Annotated in this window: 24 protein-coding genes and 1 riboswitch; of the genes, 8 read left to right on the top strand and 16 right to left on the bottom strand. The window is 71.1% G+C overall.

All coding sequences use genetic code 11. The features are described 5' to 3' along the window. Nucleotides 1-17: 17 nt before the first annotated feature. On the bottom strand, nucleotides 18-650 hold the full coding sequence (locus Tharo_RS16655; protein ID WP_245880950.1) for a trimeric intracellular cation channel family protein: 633 nt from the start codon (nucleotides 648-650) through the stop codon (nucleotides 18-20). A gap of 147 nt (nucleotides 651-797) precedes the next feature. Here Tharo_RS16655 and Tharo_RS16650 point away from each other — a divergent pair, with 147 nt between their 5' ends. After that, nucleotides 798-1,772, top strand: a complete 975-nt coding sequence (locus Tharo_RS16650) for an NAD(P)H-dependent flavin oxidoreductase (RefSeq protein ID WP_107222170.1) — start codon at nucleotides 798-800, stop codon at nucleotides 1,770-1,772. Between the two features lie 4 nt (nucleotides 1,773-1,776). Here Tharo_RS16650 and Tharo_RS16645 read toward each other — a convergent pair whose 3' ends face one another. Continuing rightward, a complete protein-coding gene (locus Tharo_RS16645) occupies nucleotides 1,777-3,666 on the bottom strand; it encodes a sigma-54-dependent Fis family transcriptional regulator (RefSeq protein WP_107222169.1) in 1,890 nt (629 codons plus the stop codon). Nucleotides 3,667-3,929: 263 nt separating this feature from the next. Between Tharo_RS16645 and adh the strand changes: the two genes are divergently transcribed. The 3 genes from adh to Tharo_RS16630 all read left to right on the top strand — a co-directional run bounded on the left by adh (nucleotide 3,930) and on the right by Tharo_RS16630 (nucleotide 7,063). Continuing rightward, a complete protein-coding gene (gene adh / locus Tharo_RS16640) occupies nucleotides 3,930-5,444 on the top strand; it encodes an aldehyde dehydrogenase (protein WP_107222168.1) in 1,515 nt (504 codons plus the stop codon). Between the two features lie 140 nt (nucleotides 5,445-5,584). Beyond that, on the top strand, nucleotides 5,585-6,736 hold the full coding sequence (yiaY, locus tag Tharo_RS16635) for an L-threonine dehydrogenase (RefSeq protein ID WP_107222167.1): 1,152 nt from the start codon (nucleotides 5,585-5,587) through the stop codon (nucleotides 6,734-6,736). Between the two features lie 102 nt (nucleotides 6,737-6,838). Continuing rightward, on the top strand, nucleotides 6,839-7,063 hold the full coding sequence (locus tag Tharo_RS16630) for a hypothetical protein (protein ID WP_107222166.1): 225 nt from the start codon (nucleotides 6,839-6,841) through the stop codon (nucleotides 7,061-7,063). 20 nt (nucleotides 7,064-7,083) lie between these two features. Here the strand turns inward: Tharo_RS16630 and mutY are convergent, their stop codons facing one another. Then, nucleotides 7,084-8,172: an A/G-specific adenine glycosylase gene (gene mutY / locus Tharo_RS16625; protein WP_107222165.1), complete on the bottom strand. Its 1,089-nt coding sequence runs from the start codon at nucleotides 8,170-8,172 to the stop codon at nucleotides 7,084-7,086. A gap of 149 nt (nucleotides 8,173-8,321) precedes the next feature. Between mutY and Tharo_RS16620 the strand changes: the two genes are divergently transcribed. Continuing rightward, nucleotides 8,322-8,819, top strand: coding sequence for a flavin reductase family protein (locus tag Tharo_RS16620; protein ID WP_107222164.1), 498 nt, complete (start codon nucleotides 8,322-8,324; stop codon nucleotides 8,817-8,819). On the opposite strand, the gene Tharo_RS16615 is transcribed toward Tharo_RS16620, so the two are convergent. After that, nucleotides 8,788-9,990 (bottom strand): hypothetical protein, encoded by a 1,203-nt coding sequence (locus Tharo_RS16615; protein WP_107222163.1) that lies wholly within the window; start codon nucleotides 9,988-9,990, stop codon nucleotides 8,788-8,790. The two genes, Tharo_RS16620 and Tharo_RS16615, sit on opposite strands and share 32 nt — an antisense overlap. 334 nt (nucleotides 9,991-10,324) lie before the next feature. Here Tharo_RS16615 and Tharo_RS16610 point away from each other — a divergent pair, with 334 nt between their 5' ends. Together Tharo_RS16610 and Tharo_RS16605 are read left to right on the top strand one after the other, a co-directional pair. Next, complete coding sequence (locus Tharo_RS16610; RefSeq protein WP_281257447.1) at nucleotides 10,325-10,627, top strand: HU family DNA-binding protein; 303 nt, start codon at nucleotides 10,325-10,327, stop codon at nucleotides 10,625-10,627. Between the two features lie 498 nt (nucleotides 10,628-11,125). Further along, nucleotides 11,126-12,460, top strand: coding sequence for a DEAD/DEAH box helicase (locus Tharo_RS16605; protein ID WP_107222161.1), 1,335 nt, complete (start codon nucleotides 11,126-11,128; stop codon nucleotides 12,458-12,460). Nucleotides 12,461-12,529: 69 nt separating this feature from the next. Here Tharo_RS16605 and cbpB read toward each other — a convergent pair whose 3' ends face one another. Both cbpB and cbpA read right to left on the bottom strand, forming a co-directional pair. Continuing rightward, on the bottom strand, nucleotides 12,530-13,900 hold the full coding sequence (gene cbpB / locus Tharo_RS16600) for a peptide-modifying radical SAM enzyme CbpB (protein ID WP_107222160.1): 1,371 nt from the start codon (nucleotides 13,898-13,900) through the stop codon (nucleotides 12,530-12,532). Beyond that, the gene (gene cbpA / locus Tharo_RS16595) at nucleotides 13,897-14,061 is read right to left on the bottom strand and encodes a modified peptide precursor CbpA (protein WP_107222159.1); all 165 of its coding nucleotides are present in this window, start codon (nucleotides 14,059-14,061) and stop codon (nucleotides 13,897-13,899) included. The genes cbpB and cbpA overlap by 4 nt, the downstream gene beginning before the upstream one ends. An 82-nt stretch (nucleotides 14,062-14,143) precedes the next feature. After that, nucleotides 14,144-14,332: riboswitch (cobalamin riboswitch) on the bottom strand. A gap of 175 nt (nucleotides 14,333-14,507) precedes the next feature. On the opposite strand from cbpA, the gene amaB reads away from it, so the two are divergent. Next, the gene (gene amaB / locus Tharo_RS16590) at nucleotides 14,508-16,025 is read left to right on the top strand and encodes an L-piperidine-6-carboxylate dehydrogenase (RefSeq protein WP_107222158.1); all 1,518 of its coding nucleotides are present in this window, start codon (nucleotides 14,508-14,510) and stop codon (nucleotides 16,023-16,025) included. A 48-nt stretch (nucleotides 16,026-16,073) separates the two neighbouring features. Here the strand turns inward: amaB and Tharo_RS16585 are convergent, their stop codons facing one another. The 10 genes from Tharo_RS16585 to ribBA all read right to left on the bottom strand — a co-directional run bounded on the left by Tharo_RS16585 (nucleotide 16,074) and on the right by ribBA (nucleotide 23,820). Next, nucleotides 16,074-16,370: a hypothetical protein gene (locus Tharo_RS16585; RefSeq protein WP_107222157.1), complete on the bottom strand. Its 297-nt coding sequence runs from the start codon at nucleotides 16,368-16,370 to the stop codon at nucleotides 16,074-16,076. 151 nt (nucleotides 16,371-16,521) lie between these two features. Then, entirely contained in the window at nucleotides 16,522-17,583 is a 1,062-nt protein-coding gene (hypE, locus tag Tharo_RS16580) for a hydrogenase expression/formation protein HypE (protein ID WP_107222156.1), read from the bottom strand. A gap of 85 nt (nucleotides 17,584-17,668) precedes the next feature. After that, nucleotides 17,669-18,811, bottom strand: coding sequence for a hydrogenase formation protein HypD (gene hypD / locus Tharo_RS16575; protein WP_107222155.1), 1,143 nt, complete (start codon nucleotides 18,809-18,811; stop codon nucleotides 17,669-17,671). After that, complete coding sequence (locus Tharo_RS16570; RefSeq protein WP_107222154.1) at nucleotides 18,808-19,074, bottom strand: HypC/HybG/HupF family hydrogenase formation chaperone; 267 nt, start codon at nucleotides 19,072-19,074, stop codon at nucleotides 18,808-18,810. The genes hypD and Tharo_RS16570 overlap by 4 nt, the downstream gene beginning before the upstream one ends. Nucleotides 19,075-19,076: 2 nt before the next feature. Further along, nucleotides 19,077-20,381 (bottom strand): Kae1-like domain-containing protein, encoded by a 1,305-nt coding sequence (locus Tharo_RS16565; RefSeq protein ID WP_159051728.1) that lies wholly within the window; start codon nucleotides 20,379-20,381, stop codon nucleotides 19,077-19,079. Then, nucleotides 20,378-21,319 (bottom strand): hydrogenase nickel incorporation protein HypB, encoded by a 942-nt coding sequence (hypB, locus tag Tharo_RS16560; protein ID WP_107222153.1) that lies wholly within the window; start codon nucleotides 21,317-21,319, stop codon nucleotides 20,378-20,380. Before hypB ends, Tharo_RS16565 begins: the two co-directional genes overlap by 4 nt. Before the next feature lie 24 nt (nucleotides 21,320-21,343). Next, a complete protein-coding gene (locus tag Tharo_RS16555) occupies nucleotides 21,344-21,685 on the bottom strand; it encodes a hydrogenase maturation nickel metallochaperone HypA/HybF (protein ID WP_107222152.1) in 342 nt (113 codons plus the stop codon). A gap of 18 nt (nucleotides 21,686-21,703) precedes the next feature. After that, entirely contained in the window at nucleotides 21,704-22,207 is a 504-nt protein-coding gene (gene nusB, locus Tharo_RS16550) for a transcription antitermination factor NusB (protein ID WP_107222151.1), read from the bottom strand. Further along, nucleotides 22,204-22,707 carry a 6,7-dimethyl-8-ribityllumazine synthase gene (ribH, locus tag Tharo_RS16545; RefSeq protein ID WP_107222150.1) on the bottom strand — a complete coding sequence of 168 codons (504 nt, stop codon included), beginning with the start codon at nucleotides 22,705-22,707 and terminating at the stop codon, nucleotides 22,204-22,206. Before ribH ends, nusB begins: the two co-directional genes overlap by 4 nt. 21 nt (nucleotides 22,708-22,728) lie before the next feature. Continuing rightward, entirely contained in the window at nucleotides 22,729-23,820 is a 1,092-nt protein-coding gene (gene ribBA, locus Tharo_RS16540) for a bifunctional 3,4-dihydroxy-2-butanone-4-phosphate synthase/GTP cyclohydrolase II (protein WP_107222486.1), read from the bottom strand. Between the last annotated feature and the right edge of the window lie 34 nt (nucleotides 23,821-23,854).

Here is a 23,854-nt window from a genome sequence, read left to right as displayed (position 1 = left end):
CGGCGGTCGCGGCTCCGTCAGCTGCGGGCCTTGAACATCGGCAGGCGCCAGCCGAAGCGGATCGCGCACAGCCGCAGCGCCAGGGTCAGCGAACCGCCGGCCAGCGCGGCCTGGCCGGGGCTGATGCCGTGGGCCATCAGGCCGAGCAGGAGGAGGGCGCCGGCCCACGAGGCGGTGGCGTAGAGCTCGCCGGTGAACACCAGCGGCAGCTCGTTGCACAGCACGTCGCGGACGATGCCGCCGAACACTCCGGTGATCACGCCCATCAGGCTCGCCACCAGCCAGGACGCGCCCAGCGCCAGCGCGGCCTGGGTGCCGGAGACGGTAAACAGCGCCAGCCCGAGCGCGTCCGGCAACAGGAACAGGCGCGCGGGCAGGCGTACCAGGCGCACCAGGGCGAAGGTCGCCAGGCCGGCGGCCATCGCGCCGATCAGGTAGCGCTGGTCGGCGATCCAGAACACCGCGCGGTCGAGCAAGACGTCGCGCAGCGTGCCGCCGCCGAGCGCGGCGGCGAGGGCGACGACGACGATGCCGAACAGGTCGAAGTGCTTGCGCCCGGCGTCGAGTACGCCGGCCGCGGCCTGGGCGGCGACGCCGGCGATGCCGATGCCGTAGACAAGGGATTCGATGCCTTCCATGGTGCGCAGCATGATACCGCCGTTCTCCGCTGGCGGCGCCCGCAGCGGGCCGCCCGGGCCGGATCGGGAGCGCTCGGTGTCCGGCCGGCGACCGCGGCCGGTCATGCTAGAGTCCGCTTTTCCCGGGCGTTCGCCCGGGCGCCCGATCGAGGACAACGCATGCCGATTCCCGCCTCCTTCCGCGGCCGCTTCCGCGTCCCGGCGATCGCCGCGCCGATGTTCCTGGTTTCCGGCCCGGAGCTCGTGATCGGTGCCTGCCGGGCCGGAGTGGCCGGCACTTTTCCTGCCCTCAACGCCCGTCCTGCGGCCGAACTCGACGGCTGGCTCGCGCGCATCGGCGCCGAACTCGCCGCCCACGACCGCGACCATCCCGGGGCGCCGAGCGCGCCCTACGGCATCAACCTGATCCTGCATCGCTCCAATCCGCGCCTGGCAGAAGACCTGGCGACCATCGTGCGCCACCGGGTGCCGCTGGTGATCACCAGCCTCGGCCATCCCGGCGAAGTGGTGAACGCCGTGCACGGCTACGGCGGCGCGGTGTTTTCCGACGTCATCCATGCCGAGCATGCGCGCAAGGCGATTGCGGCCGGCGTCGACGGCATCATCGCGGTGTCGGCCGGTGCCGGCGGTCATGCCGGCACGCAAAGCCTGGTGAGCCTGGTCCGCGAGATCCGTGCCTTCTGGCACGGGACCCTGGTCGCCGCCGGCAGCATCGCGGACGGTGCCGCGATCCGTGCCGCCGAAGTGCTGGGAGCGGATTTCGCCTACATGGGCACCCGCTTCATCGCCACCTGCGAGGCGCTCGCTCCGGAAGCCTACAAGCAGATGCTGGTCGAGTGCGGAGCGTCCGCCATCGTCTATACCGGCGCCATTTCCGGGACCAACGCCAACTACCTGTGGCCGAGCCTGGAGAAGGCCGGCTTCGCGCGCGAGGCGCTGGTCGCCGGGGCTGCCAAGGGGACGCTCCACGATCTCGGCAGCGAGGCCCGGGCATGGCGCGACGTGTGGAGCGCGGGGCAGGGCGTGGCCAGTATCGACGACGTGGTGCCGGTCGCCGTGCTCGTGGAGCGGCTCGCCGCCGAGTACCAGCGGGCCTGCGCCCTGCCGCCCAGCGCGGCGTTGCGCGGGCGCTGAGCGCTCAGTTCCGCCCCAGGCGGCGGTACAGCGTGCTGCGGCTGATGCCGAGCGCGCGCGCGGCGGCGCTGGCGTTGCCGCCGTGGCGCGCGAGCGCGGCATGCACCGCGTCGTCGCGCCCGGCCGAGGGGGCGGTGTCGCGCAGGGTGGCGGGCAGGTGCTCCGGAGTCAGCAGGGTGCCGTCATCGACCAGCGCGAGCAGGGTGCGCAGCAGGTTGTCGAGCTGGCGCAGGTTGCCCGGCCACGGGTAGCCGCGGATGAAGGCGGCGAGCGCCGGCGACAGGGTGATGGCGCGCGCCGCGGCGCCGTGCGCGGCGAGCAGCGCGGCGGCGATCTGCGCCACGTCGCCGCGCTCGCGTAGCGGCGGCAGGCGCAGCGGGTAATGGCCGAGGCGGTAATAGAGATCGGCACGGAAGCGCCCGGCGGCAACTTCCTGGGCGAGGTCGCGATGGGTCGCGGCGACGATGCGCACGTCCACCCGCTGTCCCGCGCCGCCGCCCAGCGGCTGTACCACGCGCTCCTGCAGCACCCGCAGCAGGCGCGCCTGCAGGCTCGCCGGCATGTCGCCGATCTCGTCGAGGAACAGCACGCCGCCGTCGGCCTCGCGCAGGCGGCCCTTGCTGCCCTGGCGGCGCGCGCCGGTGAACGCGCCTTCCTCGTAGCCGAACAATTCCGACTCGATCAGCCCTTCCGGGATCGCCGCGCAGTTCACCGCCACCAGCGGCTGGCGGTGGCGGCTGCCGGCGGCGTGCAGCGCCTGGACGAAGCGCTCCTTGCCGACCCCGGTCTCGCCCAGCAGCAGCACCGGAATGTCGGCTTCGAGCAGGCGGCGCGCGGTGTCGAGGAGCCCTGCGGGGAGGCCGACGTCGGCCACCGCCGGCGCTCCCAGCACGGCCGCGGCGGGCCTGTGCGGCGGTTCCGGCCGCGCCGCCGTGGCGGCGGCGGTGGGCGACGGGGGCGGATGGAGCGCCTCGCGCGGGAGCGGGTCGAGGTCGGCGCGGACGGGCAGCAGCTGTGCCGACAACAGCTCGCCGCCGTGGCGCAGCGAGGCGACATGGATGCCGTTGCGGCTGAGCCAGTGCTCCAGGCTCTGTCCGCACAGCTGCGCGAAGCGCAGCCGCCCCAGCGCCGTCCAGTCGAGCCCGAGCGCGGCGAGGGCCGTGCGGCTGGCCGCGCGCAGCACGCCGTCGTCGTCGAAGCCGAGCCGGCCGCAGCGCGGGGTGGCGAGCAGCGCCGGGTCGGCGGCAAGGCGCAGTTCGTGGAGGCGGGTGGCGTGGCGATCGAACAGGCACTGCTCGATCCGGCGCACCGCGGCCTCGACCTGCAGGCGGTGGGCGTCGTGCAGCCGCCGTGGCTGGCCGGAGACGTCGATCACGCCGAGGCGCCGCCCCTGCGGATCGTGGATCGCCTGCGCGGTGCACGATAGCTGGCGGTTGCGTTCGAGGAAGTGCTCGGCGCCGCGCACGGTGGCCGCGCCGAGCACGAGCGCGGTGCCGATCGCGTTGGTGCCGCGCACGTCCTCGCGCCAGTCCATGCCCGGCGCCAGCGCGACCCGTTCGGCGCGTTCGAGGAAGTCCGGATGGCCCATGCGCTCGAGGATCAGCCCGCCGTGGTCGGCGACGATGACGACGTGGCCGTCGTCGAGCACGCTGTCGAACAGGACGTCGATCGCCGGGCGTGCCCGCTGCAGCCAGTCGGCGCTCTCCTCGCGGCGGGCGGCGAGCTCGGTTTCGGCCAGCCGTGACGGCGGCCGCCAGCGCCCGACGTCCAGTCCCAGGCCCTGGCAGCGGCGCCACGAATGCAGGATCGGCTCGGGCACGCTGCGTGCCGATACGTCGTCACCGTCGAGAAAACGGCGGCGGGCTTCGGCAAGGGGGAGGGGTGGGGGCGTCATCGGTGCTGCTCCGGGTGTCGCGCGACAGGTGTCGCGGTCCGCGACACCTGGGAGAAGGTCGTCGGCGCGATTATGCGCCGCCGTCCGGCCGAGTGCGGCGGCGGAAATGGGGCCGTTTTTCTGCGGCGCAATAATTTTCTCCAAACAAATCCGGTGGCAAAGGCGTGCAGCGATGTTGCGCTGCAGGAGGCTGGACGGCTGGCACGCTCCATGCACTGTCTTGCCTACATCCGCACGGATGCAATAACCACAGGAGGAACACGATGGACATGCTCGATCCCGCCCGCGCCGGGCTGAATTTGAAGACCCGCTACGGCAACTACATCGGCGGCCAGTGGCGGGCGCCGGCCGCCGGGCGCTACTTCGACAACATCACCCCGATCACCGGGCGGCCGATCTGCGAGATTCCGCGCTCGGACGAGGAGGACGTCGAGTGCGCGCTCGACGCCGCACACCAGGCCAAGGCCGCCTGGGGGCGGACCAGCGCCGCCGAGCGCGCCGCGGTACTCAACCGCATCGCCGAGCGCATGGAGGCCAATCTCGAGCGGCTGGCCCAGGTCGAGACCTGGGACAACGGCAAGCCGATCCGCGAGACGCGCGCCGCCGACATCCCGCTTGCGATCGACCACTTCCGCTACTTCGCCGCCTGCGTGCGGGCGCAGGAAGGCAGTCTCGGCGAGATCGACCACGCCACCGTCGCCTACCATTTCCACGAGCCGCTCGGCGTCGTCGGCCAGATCATCCCGTGGAACTTCCCGCTGCTGATGGCGGCGTGGAAGCTCGCCCCGGCGCTCGCCGCCGGCAACTGCGTGGTGCTCAAGCCGGCCGAGCAGACCCCGCTGTCGATCCTGGTGTTCGCCGAACTGGTCGGCGACCTGCTGCCGCCGGGCGTGCTCAACATCGTCAACGGTTTCGGCGTCGAGGCCGGCAAACCGCTCGCCTCGAGCAAGCGCATCGCCAAGATCGCGTTCACCGGCGAGACCGGCACCGGGCGGCTGATCATGGGCTACGCCAGCCAGAACCTGATCCCGGTCACGCTCGAGCTCGGCGGCAAGTCGCCGAACATCTTCTTCGAGGATGTCGCGGCGCAGGACGATGCCTTCTTCGACAAGGCGATCGAGGGCTTCGTGATGTTCGCGCTGAACCAGGGCGAGGTGTGCACCTGCCCGAGTCGCGCGCTGATCCAAGAGTCGATCTACGAGCGCTTCATCGAGCGCGCCTTGCAGCGCGTCGCCGAGATCCGCCAGGGCAACCCGCTCGATCCGGCGACGATGATCGGCGCCCAGGCCTCGGCCGAGCAGAGGGACAAGATCGAGCGCTACCTGGCGATCGGCCGCGACGAGGGCGCCGAAGTGCTCGCCGGCGGCGAGCGCGCCTGCCTCGGCGGCGAGCTTGCCGGCGGCTTCTACATCCGGCCGACGGTGTTCAAGGGCCACAACAAGATGCGCGTCTTCCAGGAGGAGATCTTCGGCCCGGTGGTGTCGGTGACGACCTTCCGCGACCGTGAGGAGGCGCTCGCGATCGCCAACGATACCCCGTTCGGACTCGGTGCCGGAGTGTGGACGCGCAACATCAACACCGCTTTCCACCTCGGCCGCCAGCTCGAGGCCGGCCGCGTGTGGACCAACTGCTACCACGCCTATCCGGCGCATGCGGCGTTCGGCGGCTACAAGCAGTCGGGCATCGGCCGCGAGACCCACAAGATGATGCTCGAACACTATCAGCAGACCAAGAACCTGCTGGTGAGCTACAGCGAGGACAAGCTCGGCTTCTTCTGAACCTGTCCGCCTTTCCGCCGCCGTCATCCGCCTCCCGCAGGCGCCTCCCGCAGACGTCGTTTGCAGGCCCCGGGGGCAAGAACCCGCTTCATTTCCGGCGCCGGACTTCGGTTCGGGCCAGATCCAAAGGAAATACGACCATGAGCACGACCACTTTCTTCATTCCCCCCGTCAACCTGATGGGCGCCGGCTGCCTCGCCGAGGCGGTGAGCGCGATCCGCGGCTACGGCTTTCGCCACGCCCTGATCGTCACCGATGCCGGCCTCGCCCGCGCCGGCGTCGCCGCCAAGGTCGCGGGCCTGCTCGCCGCGCACGACATCCAGGCGACGGTGTTCGACGGTGCGCAGCCGAATCCGACCGTCGCCAACGTCGACGCCGGGCTCGCGCTGCTGCGCGCCAAGGGCTGCGACTGCGTGATCTCGCTCGGCGGCGGCTCGCCGCACGACTGCGCCAAGGGCATCGCGCTGGTCGCGGCCAACGGCGGGCGGATCGGCGACTACGAGGGGGTGGACCGTTCGGCCAAGCCCCAGCTGCCGCTGATCGCGATCAACACCACCGCCGGCACCGCGAGCGAGATGACGCGCTTTTGCATCATCACCGACGAGGTGCGCCACATCAAAATGGCGATCGTCGACCGCAACGTCACTCCGATCCTGTCGGTCAACGACCCCTCGCTGATGCTCGCCAAGCCGGCGGCGCTGACCGCCGCCACCGGCATGGACGCACTCACCCACGCGGTCGAGGCCTACGTGTCCACCGCGGCGACGCCGATCACCGACGCCTGCGCGCTGAAGGCGGTGACCCTGATCGCGGCTAACCTGCGCCGCGCCGTGGCCGACGGCCAGGACCTCGAAGCGCGCGAGCAGATGGCCTACGCCCAGTTCCTCGCCGGGATGGCGTTCAACAACGCCTCGCTCGGCTACGTCCATGCAATGGCGCACCAGCTCGGCGGCTTCTACGATCTGCCGCACGGCGTGTGCAACGCGGTGCTGCTGCCGCACGTCGAGGCGTTCAACGCCCCCGTCGCCGCCGCCCGCCTGGCCGAGGTCGCGCGTGCGATGGGAGCCGAGCTCGGCGGACTCGACGAGGCCGCCGCTGCCGAGCGCTGCCTGGCCGAGATCCGCCGGCTTGCCGCCGACGTCGGCATCCCGGCCGGGCTCGCCCAGCTCGGAGTCAAGGCCGAGGACATCCCGACGCTCGCCGCCAACGCGCTCAAGGACGCCTGCGGGCTGACCAACCCGCGCCCGGCGGGTCAGGTCGAGATCGAAGCGATCTTCCGCGGCGCGCTGTAACGAAGGCAAACGGGCGGGGGGCGCTTGCTTCTGATGCGCGGGCGGCCGATAGTATGGGCTTGGGAGTGTTTTTCCCGCCGTTTTTCGGAGCTTGTCCCACCCATGAGTGCCTGGAGCTGTCCCCACGACCTGAACGGTATCTGCCAGCGCGTGCGCGGCGCGATCTGCTCGCCCGGCATGCGCGGTTGCGAACTCGAAGGCAAGGTGCGTTTTGCCCGCGAAGAGATGAATCAGCCGCGCAAGCCGGTAAAGGCGTCCGCAGTCGCGCCCGAGCCGGTGCGCAAGGCCAGCGCCCCCGCCGCACCCCGCCGCCGTCTGCCGTTCTGAAGCGAAGTTCCGCTGCGCCGTCAGCGCGGCGATGAGCCTGCGCCGCTCGCGCAAAACAGCTCGATGCCGGCGACGGCATCGAGAATCTTGCGCACCGCGGCCGGCAGCGCCGCCTGTTGCAGAGCGGCGAACGCCTGCCAGTGGAGGGCGCCATCGTCGGCCGTCGCCGCTGCGGCGGGGGAGCTTGCGCGCAGCAGCACCGGCTGGATGTCGAGTGTGAAGTGGGTGAACGTATGAGTCAGCGGCGCCAGCGGGGCGCCCTCGATGCAGGCGAGGCCGGTGCGCCCACGCACCCAGGCAGCGGGGTCTGCCGCATCCGCGGGAATTTCCGGCAGGGCGAGCAGGCCGCCCCAGATGCCGGCCGGCGGTCGCCGCTCGAGCAGGACTTCGCGGCCGCGGATCAGTACCGCGAAGCGCGCACTGCGCCGCGGTACGGCTTTTTTCGGGCGTGCTGCAGGAAGCTCGGCGATGCGGCCGGTGCGCCGGGCGATGCAGTCGCCGTGGAACGGGCAGCGCGCGCAGGCCGGCCGGGCGCGGGTGCACAGCATCGCGCCGAGATCCATCTGGGCCTGGATGTAGCGCCCGGGTTCGTGTTCCGGCAGCAGCGATTCGGCCAGCGCCCACAGGCGGTCTTCCACCGCCTTGTCGCCGGGAAAACCCTCGATGCCGAAGATCCGGCACAGCACGCGCTTGACGTTGCCGTCGAGGATCGCGGCGCGCTCGTCGAAGGCGAAGGCGGCGATCGCCGCCGCGGTCGAGCGGCCGACGCCGGGCAGGGTGGCGATCGTTGCCGCATTGTGCGGAAAAACACCGCCGTGCTCCGTCATCACCACCTGTGCGGCGCGGTGCAGGTTGCGTGCGCGGGCGTAATAGCCGAGGCCGCTCCACAACGCCATGACTTCTTCGACCGGTGCGGCGGCAAGGCCGGCGAGGTCGGGAAACCGAGCCAGGAAGCGCTGGTAATAGGGAATCACGGTGTCGACCCGGGTCTGCTGGAGCATGATTTCCGACAGCCAGATGCGGTAAGGATCACCTCCGCCCTGCCAAGGCAGGTCGTGGCGGCCGTGTCCGCGCTGCCAGGCAAGGAGGCGGGGGGCGAATTCACTCATCTCACGGTTTTTTCCCAGTGTTTTCCTGTGCCGGAGCGACCCGATCCCGAGGAGCGTCCGGCGACCTCGACGCTCGGGGGGCGCCCGGTGATAATCGACGCTTTGATCGCCTTCCCCTGCCGCGCGGACCGACCGCGACCGTTCCTCATATGACCCAACAGACTTTTTCCGACGAAGATGCGGCGCGCCGCTTCCGTAACGCACTCGGCATGTTCGCCACCGGCATCACGGTGGTGACGGCGCGCACGCCTGCCGGCGAACCGATCGGCCTCACGGTGAATTCCTTCAACTCGGTGTCGCTCGATCCGCCGCTGATTGTCTGGAGCCTGTCGAACGATCTGCCCAGCCGGCCGCTGTTTGAAGCCTGCGAATACTACGCGATCAACGTCCTCGCCGAAGACCAGATCGAGCTTTCGCAGCGCTTCGCCAGCCGCACCGGCGACCGCTTCAGCGGCCTCGAGTTCGAGCACGGCGTCGGCGGCGTACCGCTGCTGAAGGGATGTTGCGCGCGCTTCGAGTGCCGCAATACCGTGCGCCATGCCGGCGGCGATCACGTCGTGTTCATCAGCGAGGTGGTCGGCTTCGATCGCGAAGAGCGCCTGCCGCTGCTGTATTTCAGCGGTGCCTACCGGCGTCTGGCGGGCTGAGTGCAGTGCCGCTACCCGGTTCGGCGGATGATTCGTCGACCACCTCGATCACGTGCGGCAGCGAAGGATCGAGCGCGAGCGCGAGTACCGACAGGCGCTGCAGGGCGGCGGCGTGGTCTTCCGACCCGTTGCCGGGGCTCATCGCCTCGCGGTAGAACACGCCGTCCGGATGCAGGTTCCAGGCCCCCGCGGGAATGATCGCGCAGTCGGCGATCACGCCCTCCGCCAGGCGTACCCAGCACAACAGCACGCCGCGCGCGGTTTCCACCCGGGCCAGGCCTGCACCGGCGCCGGCGGCGGTCGCGTCGAGCAGCGCCGGCACATCGTCGGTGAAGGGGTAGCGCATCCGGCTGGCGCAGTCGGCGACTTCGATCGCTTTCGCCAGCAGGCGGGCGGAGACGCGGTGGCCGCGGTCGAGCAGCAGGCGTACCAGCGGGGACGCGGCGTGGCGCGCCAGCGGCCCGGTTTCGGCGGGCTCGCCGGCGTAGGTCGGGCGGGCGACGAACTCCGCGCTCGGCCAGCCGCCGACGGCCGTGGCCCAGGCCGCGGCGCTCAGGGTGCCGAGCAAGGGCACGGCGGCGCCGCAGGGCGGCCCGCTGGCGCCGAGCGCGATCAGCTCCGCCATGATCGAACCGAGGCTGCCGCCGGCGTTCACCCGCTCGATGAACTCACCGATGCCGTGGGGCATGCGGATCTGGTTGAAGAAACCGGCGAGCAACTCGCGGGCGACGAGGTCGAGGACTTCGCCGCCGAGCGCGAACGCGGCTTCCGCGCCGTGGGGGGTGATCAGACGGCGGTGGAATTCGGCGAAGCGGTTGTGGCGGGCGTCGAAGCCGAATTGCTGCGGCCAGTCGATCAGCAGGCGGCGGAGGTGGGTGTCGACGGCTTCGGCCGCCAGCTCGCGCTCGATCGCGAACCAGGCGTCGCGGGACGGTGCGTGCTCGCCTGCCGCCGCCTGGCAGGCGAGCGCGAGCGCACGGGTATGGGCCCGCGGACTGTGGCTGGCCTGTTCGCCGAGCTGGCGCAATGCGGTGGCCGGTTCGAGGCCGATCACCGAGCCGCCCATCCAGCCGCGTGCGGGCAGGGACATCTCGATGCGGCCGATGTGTCCGCCGCGGCGGTAGGCGGTGATGTGGATCGGCGGGCGATCCGTCGTCGGGGTGTCGGGCATGCTCGAATCCGGCCGGAGTATCCAGGGCGTGGCGCAAGGATAGCGCGCATCGCCGCCTCGTGACGCGGCGATACGCGGCAGGGCGGGCGCTTTCACGGCGATCCGGGGAATGCTTGTCTCCGCTCCCGCTCCCGCTCCCGCTCCCGCTCCCGCTCCCGCTCCCGCGCGCCCGCGCCGCGTTGGTGGCGTGGAGCGTGAAAACGCGGCGCGATCGTGCATTCGTACCCGACTTGCGTTAGGGTAGCCCCCTGCCGCAGCCCGAACATCGGGAAGCGCCCCGGATTCGGCGGCGGTGCTAGAATCCGCGCAGACCGGATCATCCCGGACAATCCGAATCCATTCACACCAATCGAGGAAAAGCATGAATAAAGGTGAATTCGTCGAAGCCCTGGCCGACCGCCTGGATTTTTCCCGCGCTCAGGCCGACCGCGCGCTGTCGGCCGTGCTCGACATCATCGCCGAGCAACTCGCCAAGGGCGAAAAGGTCGCCTTCACCGGCTTCGGCTCCTTCGAGGTCTCCGAGCGCGCCGCCCGCACCGGCCGTAATCCCCAGACCGGGGCCGCGATCGAAATCGCCGCTTCCAGCGTTCCCAAGTTCACCGCCGGCGCCACGCTCAAGTCCGCCGTCAACAAGTAATACCCGGAGCAGCCGCTTCCAGACGGGCCGGCGCATCGTGCGCCGGCCCGTTTTCCTGCGGCCAGTCCGTCGCTGCATTTTCCTGGCGACAGTTTCGCCGGGAACGGTTATACTGCGCGTCGTTGTGCAATGCAGCAGAAGGGCCATCGCGGTTTTTGCCGCGGACCGGAGCGTCCGCCATCTCCGCAACATTCGGCCCGAGGGACTGTAACCACAGCCCCATCGCCCCCGACCTCCCGCCGAATTCCCATTCGTTCTTCCGATCGTCTGGCTCGTGACAACCGGTTGGTGCCGATGCGCGGTCTTCCCGGCCCGGTCTTTGCGACCGATGCTGGCCAGACCGGCCACGCCCATCGCGCGTTCGTCGCCTTTGCGATTCCACGCAGCGCACCTGCCTTTGGCCGGTTCGCCGCGGCGCGATGCCATTGCGGCGCCCATCCCGGATGCGCGCCGAACCCGGCCGCCGCTGCAGTGGCGGCCAGAAAGACAGGAAGAACCATGACGTTCCAGACTCTCGGCCTTGCCGCAGAACTCCTCAAGGCCATCGAGCAGACCGGCTATACCACGCCCACTCCGGTGCAGCAGCAGGCCATCCCCGCCGCCATCGCCGGACGCGACCTGCTCGTTTCCAGCCATACCGGCAGCGGCAAGACCGCCGCGTTCACCCTGCCCGCCCTGCACAAGATCATCGATCGCCGGCCTGCGCCGGGCAGCGGGCCGCGCGTGCTGGTGCTGACGCCCACCCGCGAACTCGCCCAGCAGGTCGAAAAGGCGGTCCAGACCTACGGCAAGGGCCTGCGCTGGCTCAACACCGCCTGCCTCGTCGGCGGCGCGCCGATGTTCGCCCAGGTCAAGCAGCTGCAGCGCCAGTGCGACGTCGTCGTCGCCACCCCCGGGCGCCTCCTCGATCACCTCAACCGGCGCAAGCTCAGGCTGTCCGACGTCGAAGTGCTGATCCTCGATGAAGCCGACCGCATGCTCGACATGGGGTTTGCCGAAGACATCGACGCCATCGTCGCCGCGACCCCGGGCAAGCGCCAGACCCTGCTGTTCTCCGCCACCCTCGACGGCGTGGTCGGCAGCATGGCGACGCGCATCACCCGCGATGCCGAGCGCATCGAGATCGAGGTCGCCCAGCAGGATCGCGGCCAGATCGAGCAGCGCCTGATGTTCGCCGACGACCTCGGCCACAAGAACCGCCTGCTCGAGGCCCTGCTGGGCGAAAACGGCATGAACCAGGCGGTGGTGTTCACCGCCACCAAGCGCAGTGCCGACGAACTGTCGCTGTCGCTCCAGGAAAAGGGCATCGCCGCTGCTGCGCTCCACGGCGACATGCACCAGACCCAGCGCAACCGCACCCTCGACCGCCTGCGCCAGGGCCGCATCGGCGTGCTCGTGGCGACCGACGTCGCCGCGCGCGGGATCGACGTCGCCGGCATCAGCCACGTCATCAACTTCGATCCGCCGCGTCAGGCCGAGGACTACGTGCACCGCATCGGCCGCACCGGCCGCGCCGGCCGCGACGGGATCGCGATCACCCTGTCCGGCCCGCGCGAGACCGGGCTGATCCGCGCCATCGAGCGCTTCACCGGCGACCGCCTCGCGGTGCATACGATTCCCGGCATGGAACCCTCGCCGCGCAAGCCGTCCGCGCCGCGCCCGGCCGGCAACGGCGGTCGGCGCTTCGGCAGCGGCGCCAAGCCGGGGAGCGGCTACGGCCGCCCGGGCGGTGACAGCCGGCGCAGCGGCGCAGGCTTCGGCCGCGACGCCCAGCCCTCTGGCCGTGGCGATCGCGGCTTCGGCGACCGCCGCGAGCGCGGTTCGCGCGGCTGACGCCCGCGCTGTGCGTGCAGAAAAATCCCGCTGATGCGGGATTTTTTTCGTCTTCCGCCAGCCGCCGCCCTATTGCAGCTGGAAAGTGGTCTCCGTGCCCTCGTCCCAGCCGTCCCACAGGAAGTCGTCGGCCTTGCCGTCGGCGATCAGGCGCAGGGCGTAACTGACCTGCTCCTTGTAGAACTCGCAGAAGGCACCGGTGCGGCCCATGCCGCCGTTCATCTCGTGCGCCTCGGCCGGGCAGGGCGAGCCACAGAAATGGCGGATCGCGCACTCGGCGCAGGGGCTGAAGCGGTCCACGTCGCGTTCGATCACCGGGCGGAACGCCGGCGAGGCGAGGGCCGCGTCGACGCCGCCGTCGACCAGCTTGCCGCCGTTGAAGCGCGGCAGGCCGATGAACTCGCTGCACGGATAAAGGCTGCCGTCGGCGGCAAGGGCGAAGAAGGCGCGCCCGCCGCCGCAGGGCGAGATGTCGCACATCAGGCGGCGCGCGCTCGGCGCCAGGATCGCGAGCACGATGTTGGCGAAGTTCGCCACCACCAGCTTGCGCCCGCTCTCCCGGTAGAGCGCGTGGCTGCGGTCGAGGGCGGCGAAAAAGGCGCGCCCCATGTCGGCATCGGCCGGCTTCACCCCGCGCGCGCCGGGCAGTGTGCAGCGCACGGTGTTGAGCATGCAGGTCGGCACTTCGTGGGCGTGGAAGAGCTCGACCATCTCGCTCAGCCACGGCAGGTTTTCCCCGGTGCAGGTGGTGATCACGCTCCACGAGCCGTAGCCGCGCAGCTTTTCCATCGCCGCGAGCACCTTGCCGTGCACGCTCTGCCCTCCCCAGGTGCGCCGGGTGGCATCGGTGATCGCGGCGGCGGGGCCGTCGAGCGACAGCCCGATGCTGACGTTGCGCGCGGTGAGGAAGGCGATCGCCGCGTCGTCGAGGAGGGTGCCGTTGGTCTGCACGCCGAAGGCGAAGTCGTCGGCGAAAGCGTCGATCGCGGTGAACACCGCGTCCTTGTTCATCAAGGGCTCGGCACCGTGGAAGATCGCGCGCGGCTTGCGCCCGCTGCCGCCCAACGTCGACGCGAAGTAGTCCTTCAGTGCCTGCAGCGAGTCGAGCAGGGTCTGCGCCGGCATGTGGCGGCCGCCGCTGCGCTGTTCGCCGGGCAGGTAGCAGTAGCGGCAGTCGAGGTTGCAGCGCTCGGTCGGGTTCAGATACACGCCGGAAGGCTTGAGGCCGAAACGCAGCGCATGCAGTTCGCGGGCGAACTCGTCGAAACGGGCGCGGTAGCCGTCGAGAAGCGCGCCGCCGGCGAGCTCGGCATCGACCCGGGTCTTGTCCACCAGCGCCCAGAACGCGGTCGCCGGATCGGTGAGGGCGGCGTAGACCGGGTGGCCGATGTCGACCGGAATCAGCCGCGGGCCCGGCGGCGGGAGCGGGGCGGCCCTCATTTCGCCGCCTTTCGGTCCATCAGCACGTAATGCGACAGGCCGATGCCGTCGGGGTTGCAGCTCTTGCGCACGGCGAGGGTGGGCGCGGGGGTGGTCACCTCGGCGGCGACCGGGGCGGGCGGGCAGGACTGTGCGGCAGGAAGAGTGTGGGTCGGTTTCATGATCGGATCCTCGAATCGGAAAAACGAAAAGGGCCCCGGTCGAGGGCACGCTTTCGCATGCGCTCGACCGGAGCCCTTGCCTGGACTCCTCGCCGGTTCGACACGTCTTCTGGCTCCCGGATCAGCCGTAGCGCTGCGCCTTCCCGGCGGGGTGGTCCCCGCCAGTGGCCGGTCTGTCGACCTTGCAGCGCCCGTCCCCGGATACAGCGGCGGGCCCGCCACGGATTCGCACCGTGTTCCGTTTCGTCGAACCGAAAGGAGGCCCGATTGTCCAGGAGGGGCGCGCCCGGGGTCAAGCTCGATCCATTCCCCATCCACCCCCCATCCACCCCCCATCCACCGCGGTCCGGCACCATCGCCGTGCGGGCCGGTCCGACGCTGCAGGAGCGTGCTGGCGCTGCAGGGCCGCGGCGCACGCTGTCTGCACATGTAGCGGAGGACACGACATGGATGCAAGGACTCTTTGTGCCCGCCTGGGCCTCGACCCTGGCGTGCTCGCGGGCGGCGAGCAGGCGGTGCTGTCGCCGATCGACGGCAGCGTGCTGGCACAGATCGCATGGGCTTCCCCGGCCCGGGCCGAGGACCGCATCGCCCGTGCCGCCGCGGCCTTTGCCGCCTGGCGGCAGGTGCCGGCGCCGCGCCGCGGTGAGCTGGTGCGCCGCTTCGGCGCGCTGTTGCGCGAGCACAAGGTAAGCCTCGGCGCCCTCGTCACTCTCGAGTGCGGCAAAATCCGCAGCGAAGGCGAGGGCGAGGTGCAGGAGATGATCGACATCTGCGACTTCGCCGTCGGCCTGTCGCGCCAGCTCCACGGCCTCACCATCGCTTCCGAACGCCCGGGTCATGCGCTGCGCGAGAGCTGGCACCCGCTGGGGGTGGTCGGCATCGTTACCGCGTTCAACTTTCCGGTCGCGGTGTGGGCCTGGAACGCGGCGCTGGCGCTGGTGTGCGGCGATGCGATCGTGTGGAAGCCGTCGGAGCGGACGCCGTTGTGCGCGCTCGCCTGCCAGAGTTTGCTGGAGCAGGCCGCCGCTGGTCTGGAGGACGTGCCGGCGGGCCTGTCGGCGGTGCTGCCGGGCGGCCCCGAGCTCGGCCTGCTGCTGGCCGACGACCGCCGCCTGGCGCTGGTCAGCGCGACCGGCAGCTGCGCGATGGGGCGCGTGCTGGCACCGCGCATCGCGCAGCGTTTCGGGCGCAGCATCCTCGAACTGGGCGGCAACAATGCGGTGATCGTCACTCCCAGCGCGGACCTCGAGCTGGCCCTGCGTGCGATCGTGTTCGGTGCCGCCGGCACCGCCGGCCAGCGCTGTACCAGCACGCGGCGGCTGTTCGTCCATGCACAGGTGCGCGCGGCGCTGCTGTCGCGTCTGCGCGCGGTCTACGCCAGGATTGTGGTCGGCGATCCGCGCGAAGCCGCCACCCTGGTCGGCCCGCTGATCGATCGCGGCGCTTTCGAGCGGATGCAGGCGGCACTCGCCGCAGCGCGCGCGCAGGGGGCATCGGTGCACGGTGGGGGGCGGGTCCTGGCCGAGCGCTTCCCGCACGCCTGGTATGCGCGCCCGGCGCTGGTCGAGCATGGTCCGGCCGTGCGCAACAGCAGTGAGGAAGTGTTCGCGCCCGTGCTCCACTGCTTCGACTACGAAGATCTCGACGAGGCGATCGCGCGCCACAACGCCGTGCCCCAGGGCCTGTCGTCGGCGATCTTCACCAACGACCTGCGCGAGGCCGAGCGTTTCCTGTCGGCGGCGGGGAGCGATTGCGGTATCGCCAACGTCAACGCCGGCACCAGTGGCGCCGAGATCGGCGGTGCCTTCGGCGGCGAGAAGGAGACCGGCGGCGGGCGCGAGGCCGGCTCGGACGCCTGGCGCGCCTACATGCGGCGCTCGACGGCGACGATCAACTATTCCGCGGCGCTGCCTCTGGCGCAGGGAGTGAGCTTCGATGTGGACACCGCCGCTCCGCGCTGATTCGTGCTCTGGAGTCTGGCGGCTGGCGCCGGTTTCCGGGCCCGGTCGTTATTGCCGGCTCTTGGCCTTGCCCTGCTTGTCTTCCGGCTTGCGTTCAAGCTGTGCCTCGCCCGACTTCGAGTGCTCGAGGCCGCTTTCGCTCATGCGCTCTTCGGCGCGCTCCAGGCTGCTGCTGCGGGTGGCCGCGTTCGGGCCGTTGGTGTTGCCCAGGCCTTTCTCGCTCATGTGGGTCGCGGCGCTGCCGCCTTTCACCGCCTTGCCGGCGCCCTCCTGTTTGGCGAGAACCGAGCCGCTGCCGGCGGCGAGGAGAAGGGCGGTGGCGAGGATGGAAATGCGCTTGTTCATTTGTCGAGCTCCTGGTGAGGGTGTCCGGAGTGGAGCCGTCGCGCACTGCGCTTGCCGTCTCCACGGTGGAAACACGATAGGAGAATCCGGCGCTGCGAGGGGTATCCGCCGGTAATCAATTGTAATGGCAGATTACCGCTGTCGCAGGCGTTCAGCAGATCCGCGGCAGCTGTTCGCCAGCCAGCCAGTCCACCATGCGCCGCCCGCCGAAGCCGGTACGAATCTGGACGAAGCGCTGCGGGTCGGCGGTGACGGTGCCGATGCAGGCCGCCTGTGCGCCTAGCGGGTGGGCGCGCATCGCCGCGAGCAGGGCGTCGGCGGCCTCCGCGGCGCATACCGCGACCAGCTTGCCTTCGTTGGCGACGTAGAGCGGATCGAGGCCGAGCAGTTCGCACGCCGCACGGACCTGGGGCGCCACCGGGATTGTCTTTTTCTCCAGCTCGATGCCTACGCCCGACTGGGCGGCGATCTCGTTGAGGGTGGTCGCCAGCCCGCCGCGGGTGGGGTCGCGCAGGACGCGGATCGCCGCCGCCGGCACCGCGTCATAGAGCGCTTCGACCAGCCCGTTCAGCGGTGCGCTGTCGGAGACGATCGTCGACTCGAAGGCGAGCGCCTCGCGCTGCGCCAGGATCGCCATGCCGTGCTCGCCGATGGCGCCCGACACTAGCACCGCATCGCCGGGGCGGGCGCGGGCGCCGCCCGGGTCGCGCCCGGCGGGCAGGGCGCCGATGCCGGCGGTGGTGATGAATACGCCGTCGCCTTTGCCCTGCTCGACGACCTTGGTGTCGCCGGCCACCACGTGCACGCCGGCGGCACGGGCGGCGGCGGCCATCGAGTCGACGATGCGCGCCAGCTCGGCGAGAGGGAAGCCTTCCTCGAGGATGAAGCCCGCCGTCAGGTACAGCGGGCGGGCGCCCATCACCGCGAGGTCGTTGACCGTGCCGTGCACCGAGAGGCTGCCGATGTCACCGCCGGGGAAGAACAGCGGGCTGACGACGTGGGCGTCGGTGCTCACCACCAGGCGTTCGCCGGGGGCGGGGGCGGGCAGCACCGCGCCGTCGTCGCCGCGGGCGAGGTAGTCGTTGGCGAAGGCACGCACGAACAGTTCGGCGACGAGCTGGGCCATCGCCCGCCCGCCGGCGCCGAAGCTCAGATCGACGCGGCCGTGGCGCAGGTCCAGCGCTCGGGTGGAAGCGGAGTGGTGGGCATTCATCGTAAAGCGGGCTCCGGGTTCAAATTCGGGAGGGGACGCAAACCGTTCCTCATTCATTCGGTGCGACAGGCCCGAAGGCCGGGCGCTATTGCGTGCGCCGCGCCGCATCGCGGAAGCGGCCGTAGGTGTAGTGCGCGGCGCAGGCGCCTTCCGAGGACACCATGCACGCGCCCATCGGCGTTTCCGGCGTGCATGCGGTGGCGAACAGCTTGCAGTCGGCGGGAGTGCGTACTCCGCGCAGGATCGCGCCGCAGGCGCAGGCCTTGTGGTCGGGCACCGGGCGGTCGGCGAGGGCGAATTTCCGCTCGGCGTCCCAGCGCGCGAAGGCGGGGCGGATGCGCAGGGCCGAATCGGCCACGGCGCCGAGGCCGCGCCATTCGAAGCTGGGGCGCGGCTCGAAGGTGGCGGCGACGAGCGCCTGGGCCTTGCGGTTGCCGTCGCGGGTGACGGCGCGGGTGAATTCGTTCTCGACTTCGGCGCGGCCGTCGTTGACCTGGCGGATCAGCATGCGGATCGCCTGGATCACGTCGAGCGGCTCGAACCCGGCGATCACGACTGGCTTGCGGTGCGCGGCGGCGAAGCGCTCGTAGGGCCGGCTGCCGATCACCGTGGACACGTGGGCGGGGCCGATGAAGCCGTCCAGCGCCACCGTGCCGAGCTCGCGCACTTCGGGCGATTCGAGGATCGCGGCGATCGCCGCCGGAGTCAGCACGTGGTTGCAGATCACGCTGAAGTTGTCCAGCCGCTGCGCCGCGGCCGCGCGCAGCACGAGTGCGGTGGGCGGAGTGGTGGTCTCGAAGCCGATGGCGAAGAACACCACTTCGCGCGCCGGTTCGCGCACCGCGAGGGCGAGCGCGTCGGCCGGCGAATACACCATGCGCACGTCGGCGCCGCGCGCCCTCGCCTTCATCAGCGACAGGCCGCCGGAGGCGGGTACGCGCAGGCAGTCGCCGTAGGTGCAGAGGATGACTTCGGGACGCGCCAGCGCCAGCCCGATCGCCAGGTCGATGCGCCCGATCGGCAGCACGCACACCGGACAGCCGGGGCCGTGGATCATGCGCACCGTGGGCGGCAGCAAGTCGGTGACGGCGTAGCGTGCGATCGCATGGGTGTGGCCGCCGCAGAATTCCATGAAGGCGTAGTCGCGGCCGGGGGCGACCTCGTGCGCGATCGCCCGCGCCAGCCCGGCGGCAAGGCGGCCGTCGCGGAATTCGTCGATGTACTTCATGCGTCGCTCCCCCGCTCCGCATCAGGGTGATCGCGGGCGGTGCCAGGATCGAGGCCGGCGGCAGCGAACAGCGCCAGGGTGCGCTCGGCTTCTGCCGGATCGAGCCGGGTCAGGGCGTAGCCGACGTGCACGATGACGTAATCGCCGACCGCGGCGTCGTCGACGAGGGCGAGCGAGATTTCCTTGCGCACGCCGCCCAGTTCGACGCGGCACAGCTCGCCGTCGAGCAGTTCGACGATGCGGGCGGGAAGGGCGAGGCACATGCTCAGGACTCCGGTGTGGCGAGACGGTGGTGGGCGACCCAGGCCTGGCCGAGGGCGAGGCTGGCATCGCCGGGCGACAGCCGCTGCGCGCCGAGCACGGTCAGGCCGCGCGCGCCGAGGGCAGATTGGAGCGCGGCCGAGAGCAGGTGGTTGTGCAGACAGCCGCCGCAGAGGACGACGGTGTCGCAGCCGCTCGCGATGCGTGCGTGCTCCACCCAGTCCACCAGCGCCGCCGCCACGGTGGCCTGGAAGCGCGCCGCGCCGCGCGCGGCGTCGGTCTCGTCGGCGAGGCCGAGGAGCAGGGGATGGAGGTCGAGTTCGAGCAGAGGAAGCGTACCGGGGGGCGAAGAAGCGGCCGTGTCGAAGCGGCCCGCGGACCGGTCGGCGCCGCCCGCGGCCGGCGCCGGGGCCGCCGGGGGGGCGAGGATGCGCCAGTTGCCGCGCGCCACCGCCGGCACGGGGCTGCGCGCGGCGAGCGCTTCGAGGGCGAGCGCGGCTTCCGCTTCCGTTCCCATGACCTCGCAGATTCCGAGCAGACCGGCGGCGGCGTCGAAGTGGCGGCCGAGGCTGCTGGTGGGGGGGCACAGCGCCGGGCGGGCGAGCACCTGGCCGAGCTGTGCCGCCGCCGGCTGGCGGGCGAAACGGCGGGCGATCTCGGCGCCGCGACCGCCGGCGTGGAGGAGTGCGGCGGCGATGCGCCACGGTTCGCGCGCGGCGCGGTCGCCGCCGGGCAGGGGTAGCGGGCGCAGGTGGCCGAGGCGGACGAACTCCGCTCCCGCGACCCACAGCAACTCGCCGCCCCAGGCGCCGCCGTCGCTGCCCAGGCCGACACCGTCGAGGGCGAGGGCGAGCACTGGGCGGGCGTCGAAGCGGCCGTGCTCGGCGAGCACGGCGCCGGCGTGGGCGTGGTGGTGCTGGACACCGAACGCCGGTACTCCCAGCCGCGCAGCGGTGGCGAGGGCGATGCGGGTGGAGTGGAAATCGGGATGGAGGTCGTGGGCGACCGCGCGCGGTGGGCGCCCGGAGGCGGCGAGCAGGGCGGCGACCGCGGGCTCGACGCCGCGGCAGGCATCGGCGTTGTCGAGGTCGCCCCGGTTGGGGCCGAAGCGCGCGTGGCCGTGCTCGAGCAGACAGGCGGCGTGCTTGAACCAGGCGCCGAGGGCGAGGATCGGCCGTGTGTCGGCGCGCGCCGGTGCGCCGATCGAGGGCAGCGCCAGCGCCTCGCCGTGCAGCGCGCCCGCGGGCGTGGATGAGTCGTTCGCGCCCGTCCCGGCGGCCGGCGGCGCATGGTCGGTGGCGGCGTTCATGTGCTCGCGCCGCGCCCGGCGCGTGCCGCCGCCAGCCCGGCTTCGATCCAGTCGATCCATTCGCCCACGCCCGCGCCGGTGGTCGCCGAAGTCCGGATCACGCGCAGGCGCGGATTGAGCCGCAGGGCGTAGTCGATCGCACGCTGCGTATCGAAGGCGAGGTGGGGCAGCAGGTCCACCTTGTTGAGCAGCAGCAGGTCGGCGGCGGCGAACAGGTCGGGATACTTGAGCGGCTTGTCCTCGCCCTCGGTGACCGACAGGATCGCCACCTTGTGCGCTTCGCCGAGGTCGAACGCGGCCGGGCAGACGAGATTGCCGACGTTCTCGATCAGCAGCAGGCTGCCCGCGGCGAGGTCCATCCGCGCCAGCGCGCGCGCGATCATGCCGGCATCGAGATGGCAGCCCTTGCCGGTGTTGATCTGCAGCGCCGGCACGCCGGCGGCGCGGATGCGCTCGGCGTCGAATTCGGTCTGCTGGTCGCCTTCGATGACCGCTGCCGGGATGCGCCCGGCGAGCTCCTGGAGCATGCGCACGAGGAGCGAGGTCTTGCCCGAGCCGGGGCTCGACACCAGGTTCAGGGCGAAGATGCTGCGCGCGGCGAAGGCGGCGCGGTTGGCGGCGGCGAGGGTGTTGTTGCGGGCGAGAAGGTCGCGCTCGATCGCCAGCATCCGCGTCGCGGTGGAGGGGGCGTCGGCAGGTACGGCGGGGGCCGCGGGCGGTGGCCGGTGGCCGGGGAGGTCGGCAGCGGGGAGGTCGCGGACGTTCCCGGGCGCGCGCTGTGCAGGCGTGTCGGCGGTCAACGCGCGCCAGCGGTGAGAGGGCTCGGCCGGCGGCCGTTCATCCGCCTCGCGCGCCGCTGCCTTGCGTGCCTTTTTGCGGCCGCCGAAGACGGCACCGATCCGCGCTTCCCCGCCACCGCATCCGCATGTCGTGCACATCCTGTCCTCCCGCGCTCGTCCTGCTCACGCGACTTCGAGCGCCCGCACCCGCATTCCGGTACCGGCGCAGGGTTCCACGCCGAAGCCGCCGCATTCCGGGCAGGGGGCGTAGCGTTCGCGGATCGCCACCGTCCGCCCGCAGCCGGGGCAGTGCCCGCTGCCGGCAACCGTTTCCATCTGGATCGCCGCGCCATCGGCGATCGTGCCGCGCAGCACGAACTGGAGACAGAACTGCAGGGACTCGGTCTCGACCGCGGCCAGTTCGCCGATTTCGAGGATGATCGCGTGCACGCGGCGGAAGCGCTGGGCCGCGGCGGCCTCGTCGATGATTTCCCGGACCCCTTCGGCGAGGGACAGTTCGTGCATGCGCGGTGGTGGCGGGCGTCAGCCCTTTGCCGCGCGCGCGGCTTCGACTTCTTGCGGGCGCAGGCGGGCGGCGAGCTTGTCGAGGACGCCGTTGACGAACTTGTGGCCGTCGGTGCCGCCGTAGCCCTTGGCGAGCTCGATGGCCTCGTTGATCACCACCCGGTAAGGCGTGTCGAGGTTGTGGCGCAGCTCGTGGGTGCCGAGCAGCAGGATCGCGTGCTCGATCGGCGACAGCTCGCTCACCGGGCGGCTCAGCAGCGGCGTGAACACCGCGCGCAACTCGTCCGCGCTGGCGATCGCGCCGCGCAGCAGGCTGACGAACAGTTCGCGGTCGACGCGGTCGAGACGCTCGGTTTCCGATTCCAGGTGGCGCTGCACGGTGGCCATCGGATTGCCCGACAGCAGCCACTGGTAGACGCCCTGCAGGGCCAGTTCGCGGGCCCGGCGGCGGGCCATCTTGCTCGTCGGGTTGGGGCTGGCGGCGTCTTCCGGGAGTGGGTTCGACGGGGTGGAATCGGTCATCGCAGCACCTTCAGCAGGCGGGCCATTTCGACCGCGGCACGGGCGCAGTCGGCACCTTTCTCGCTCATGCGGGCCAGGGCCTGGTCCTCGTCTTCGGTGGTGAGCACGCCGTTGGCGATCGGCAGGCCGGTGTCGAGGCCGACGCGGGTGATGCCGGCGCCCATCTCATTCGACACCAGTTCGAAGTGGTAGGTCTCGCCGCGGACCACCGCGCCGAGCGCGACCAGGGCGTCGAAGCGGCCGCTGTTGGCCATCGTCTGCAGCACCAGGGGAATTTCCAGCGCGCCGGGCACGGTGGCGATGCGGATGTCGGCGCGGGCCACGCCCAGGCGCAACAGCTCGTCGGTGCAGGCCGACAGCAGGCCTTCGCAGATGTCGAGGTTGAAGCGGGCCATGACCACGCCGACGCGCAGGCCGGCGCCGTTGAAGTCGGGGTCGATCTCGGCGATGCCGTCGTAGCGCGACTGTTTGCGGGCGGTTTCGGGTTGGGTGCGTTGCATGGTTTTATCTTCGCGAGGAGTTCAGTTCTTGTCGACGAAACCGGTGATTTCGAGGCCGAAGCCGGTCATGCTCGGGATCTTGCGCGGGCTGGCGAGCAGGCGCATCTTGCCGACGTTGAGCGCGCGCAGGATCTGGGCACCGACGCCGAACAGGCGCGCGTCCCATTTCACGGGCGGGCGGTCCAGGTTGCCGTCGAGGCAGGCCAGTAGTTCACGCCCCGATTGGGGGCGGTACAGCAGCACGATCACGCCGGCTTCGGCCGCGGCCAGGGCGGCGAGCGCCTGGTTGACGGGGAAGCTGTGCTTGCCGCTGCCGGAGTCGAGGAAGTCGAGCACCGAGATCGGCTCGTGCACCCGCACCAGGGTTTCGCGCTCGGGCGTGATGTCGCCGCGCGAGAGGGCGAAATGGATGTCGCCCGAAGTCTTTTCCTCGAAGGCAGTGAGGCGGAAGCGGCCATGCGGCGTGTCGACGTCCTTCTCGCTGACCTTCTCCACCAGGTGCTCGGTGGCGGCGCGGTATTCGATCAGGTCGCGGATGGCGCCGATCTTGAGGCCGTGCTCCTTGCCGAAGTCGATGAGATCGGGCAGGCGGGCCATGGTGCCGTCGTCCTTGAGGATCTCGCAGATCACCGCGGCCGGCTCCAGTCCGGCGAGCTGGGCGAGGTCGCAGCCGGCCTCGGTGTGGCCGGCGCGGATCAGCACGCCGCCCTTCTGCGCGGTGAGCGGGAAGATGTGGCCGGGAGTGACGATGTCGTCCGGCTTGGCGTGGCGGGCGACGGCGACCTGCACGGTGCGCGCGCGATCGTGCGCCGAAATGCCGGTGGTGACGCCGGTGGCGGCTTCGATCGAGACCGTGAACGCGGTGCCGTGCGGGGTGCGGTTGTCGCGCACCATCTGCTGCAGGCCGAGCTGGCGGCAGCGCTCGTCGGTGAGCGTCAGGCAGATCAGGCCGCGGCCGTATCGGGCCATGAAGTTGATCGCTTCCGGAGTGACGAATTCGGCCGCCATGACGAGGTCGCCCTCGTTCTCGCGGTCTTCCTCGTCGACCAGGATGACCATTTTGCCGGCCTTGATGTCGGCGATGATGTCGGTGATCGGCGCGAGTGCGCTCATGCTGTTTCCTTTGTGGGCGTTGCGGCGGCGCTTG

Source organism: Thauera aromatica K172, from assembly GCF_003030465.1.
Taxonomy (GTDB): Bacteria; Pseudomonadota; Gammaproteobacteria; order Burkholderiales; family Rhodocyclaceae; genus Thauera; species Thauera aromatica.
The sequence above is the reverse complement of the archived record's forward strand: the minus strand, read 5'-3'. Positions and strand labels throughout refer to the sequence as shown.

Coding starts and splice junctions, on each gene's coding strand:
- amaB (WP_107222158.1), top strand. CDS start 14,508: ATGGATGCAAGGACTCTTTGTGCCCGCCTGGGCCTCGACCCTGGCGTG.
- adh (WP_107222168.1), top strand. CDS start 3,930: ATGGACATGCTCGATCCCGCCCGCGCCGGGCTGAATTTGAAGACCCGC.
- Tharo_RS16650 (WP_107222170.1), top strand. CDS start 798: ATGCCGATTCCCGCCTCCTTCCGCGGCCGCTTCCGCGTCCCGGCGATC.
- Tharo_RS16565 (WP_159051728.1), bottom strand. CDS start 20,381: ATGAACGCCGCCACCGACCATGCGCCGCCGGCCGCCGGGACGGGCGCG.
- Tharo_RS16655 (WP_245880950.1), bottom strand. CDS start 650: ATGCTGCGCACCATGGAAGGCATCGAATCCCTTGTCTACGGCATCGGC.
- hypD (WP_107222155.1), bottom strand. CDS start 18,811: ATGAAGTACATCGACGAATTCCGCGACGGCCGCCTTGCCGCCGGGCTG.
- mutY (WP_107222165.1), bottom strand. CDS start 8,172: ATGAGTGAATTCGCCCCCCGCCTCCTTGCCTGGCAGCGCGGACACGGC.
- ribH (WP_107222150.1), bottom strand. CDS start 22,707: ATGCAACGCACCCAACCCGAAACCGCCCGCAAACAGTCGCGCTACGAC.
- cbpA (WP_107222159.1), bottom strand. CDS start 14,061: ATGAAACCGACCCACACTCTTCCTGCCGCACAGTCCTGCCCGCCCGCC.
- Tharo_RS16555 (WP_107222152.1), bottom strand. CDS start 21,685: ATGCACGAACTGTCCCTCGCCGAAGGGGTCCGGGAAATCATCGACGAG.
- Tharo_RS16645 (WP_107222169.1), bottom strand. CDS start 3,666: ATGACGCCCCCACCCCTCCCCCTTGCCGAAGCCCGCCGCCGTTTTCTC.
- nusB (WP_107222151.1), bottom strand. CDS start 22,207: ATGACCGATTCCACCCCGTCGAACCCACTCCCGGAAGACGCCGCCAGC.
- ribBA (WP_107222486.1), bottom strand. CDS start 23,820: ATGAGCGCACTCGCGCCGATCACCGACATCATCGCCGACATCAAGGCC.
- hypE (WP_107222156.1), bottom strand. CDS start 17,583: ATGAATGCCCACCACTCCGCTTCCACCCGAGCGCTGGACCTGCGCCAC.
- yiaY (WP_107222167.1), top strand. CDS start 5,585: ATGAGCACGACCACTTTCTTCATTCCCCCCGTCAACCTGATGGGCGCC.
- Tharo_RS16630 (WP_107222166.1), top strand. CDS start 6,839: ATGAGTGCCTGGAGCTGTCCCCACGACCTGAACGGTATCTGCCAGCGC.
- cbpB (WP_107222160.1), bottom strand. CDS start 13,900: ATGAGGGCCGCCCCGCTCCCGCCGCCGGGCCCGCGGCTGATTCCGGTC.
- Tharo_RS16620 (WP_107222164.1), top strand. CDS start 8,322: ATGACCCAACAGACTTTTTCCGACGAAGATGCGGCGCGCCGCTTCCGT.
- hypB (WP_107222153.1), bottom strand. CDS start 21,319: ATGTGCACGACATGCGGATGCGGTGGCGGGGAAGCGCGGATCGGTGCC.
- Tharo_RS16570 (WP_107222154.1), bottom strand. CDS start 19,074: ATGTGCCTCGCCCTTCCCGCCCGCATCGTCGAACTGCTCGACGGCGAG.
- Tharo_RS16585 (WP_107222157.1), bottom strand. CDS start 16,370: ATGAACAAGCGCATTTCCATCCTCGCCACCGCCCTTCTCCTCGCCGCC.
- Tharo_RS16605 (WP_107222161.1), top strand. CDS start 11,126: ATGACGTTCCAGACTCTCGGCCTTGCCGCAGAACTCCTCAAGGCCATC.
- Tharo_RS16615 (WP_107222163.1), bottom strand. CDS start 9,990: ATGCCCGACACCCCGACGACGGATCGCCCGCCGATCCACATCACCGCC.